This window comes from Sulfitobacter sp. HI0129 (genome assembly GCF_001635395.1).
Lineage (GTDB): Bacteria > Pseudomonadota > Alphaproteobacteria > Rhodobacterales > Rhodobacteraceae > Sulfitobacter.
This window is the reverse complement of sequence record NZ_LWGH01000738.1, coordinates 1-1,171: the sequence shown is the minus strand read 5'-3', so window position 1 is coordinate 1,171 and position 1,171 is coordinate 1. Positions and strand designations below refer to the sequence as shown.

The 1,171-nt window shown below is 67.5% G+C and carries 2 protein-coding genes and 1 pseudogene; all 3 read right to left on the bottom strand.

What is annotated here, in order from left to right:
• A pseudogene (locus A3764_RS18290) lies at window positions 1–228 on the bottom strand (flagellar basal body L-ring protein FlgH); the annotation flags it as partial.
• Complete coding sequence (flgA, locus tag A3764_RS18285) at window positions 225–890, bottom strand: flagellar basal body P-ring formation chaperone FlgA (RefSeq protein ID WP_067923186.1); 666 nt, start codon at window positions 888–890, stop codon at window positions 225–227. The pseudogene A3764_RS18290 and the gene flgA, both read right to left, overlap by 4 nt.
• A partial coding sequence (locus A3764_RS18280) for a flagellar hook-basal body complex protein (protein ID WP_150122283.1) occupies window positions 890–1,171 on the bottom strand: 282 nt, incomplete at its 5' end. The genes A3764_RS18280 and flgA, both read right to left, overlap by 1 nt.

The following is a 1,171-nucleotide window of genomic DNA, read 5'->3' as shown; positions in this document are numbered from 1 at the left end:
CTGACGGCTGAAAAGCGAGGCCCGCGCGCTGCCGGTGCGGACCGGTTCGATGATGGCGGGGGGCATGGGGACGCTGACGCGGGCGACCTCCGGTATGCGGTTGCCGTCGACCACGAGGTTCGAGGTATTGGGTTCGCGGTCGAAGGGGTCAGGGGCGCCGCCGCAGCTCGCAAGACCGAGCGTCGCTGCCAGCAGGAGCGCCCCGCGGCGCGGGAGGGAGGGGGTCATCTGGGAATCTCCACCGTGCCGTCTGCCGTTGCGATGCCGGTGACGGTCTTGTTGCTGATGAGGTTCACGATCCGGACCAGCTGGCCTTCGTGGGCGTCATCGAGGGCCCGCCCCGGCGCCACGAGGGCAAGCAGCCCGTCGCTGAAATGGATATCGACCCGTTCGCCGCGGTCGATGAGGAGCGGCCGAATGATCGATTGCTGCTGGATGGGGCGCCCTGCGGGCAGATGCCTGCGGACCTGTTTGCCCACAACCTCTGACGGGTCGGTCACCACATAGGCGCCCACGCGGCCCACGGGCAGGGCGCTCATCACCAGGTCGTCCTGCTTGATGATGGAATCGGGCATTAGCCGCCGGGCGGGGACGGGCACCGGGACGGAGACGAGCGCCAGCCCGCCGATGCGCTGCACCTCGCCCGTGTCCAGCACCGCATTGGCCAGGAAACGGCCCGAGGGCACATCCATCCAGAAATCCGCCAGCAGCACGGCTTCGCCTTCGAGCGCGTCCTTGACGGAAATGTCGAAATGGCCCGCCTCGGGCAGGCTGTCCGCGTAATCGAGGCGGGCGCGTTCTTCGACCAGTTCCTCGATCGGCGCGGCACGCCCGAGGGTGGGGGCGAGCAGCAGAAACGCGATGACCGCGAGTCGGGAGAGCACGCGCATTACCGGACCTGATTGGCCGAGGACAGCATCTGGTCCGCCGTCTCGATGGATTTGGAGTTCATCTCATAGGCGCGTTGCGCGGAGATGAGATCGGTGATCTGCTGGATCACGTTGACGTTCGACGCCTCCAGAAAACCCTGGTGGATCAGCCCGGCCCCGGGATCGCCGGGGTTGAGCACCTGCGCCTCCCCCGAGGCTTCGGTGGCCAGCAGGAAGTTGTCGCCGACCGCGCGCATGCCCGGTTCGTTGATGAAGGTCGCGAGGCTGAGCTGGCCCAGTTC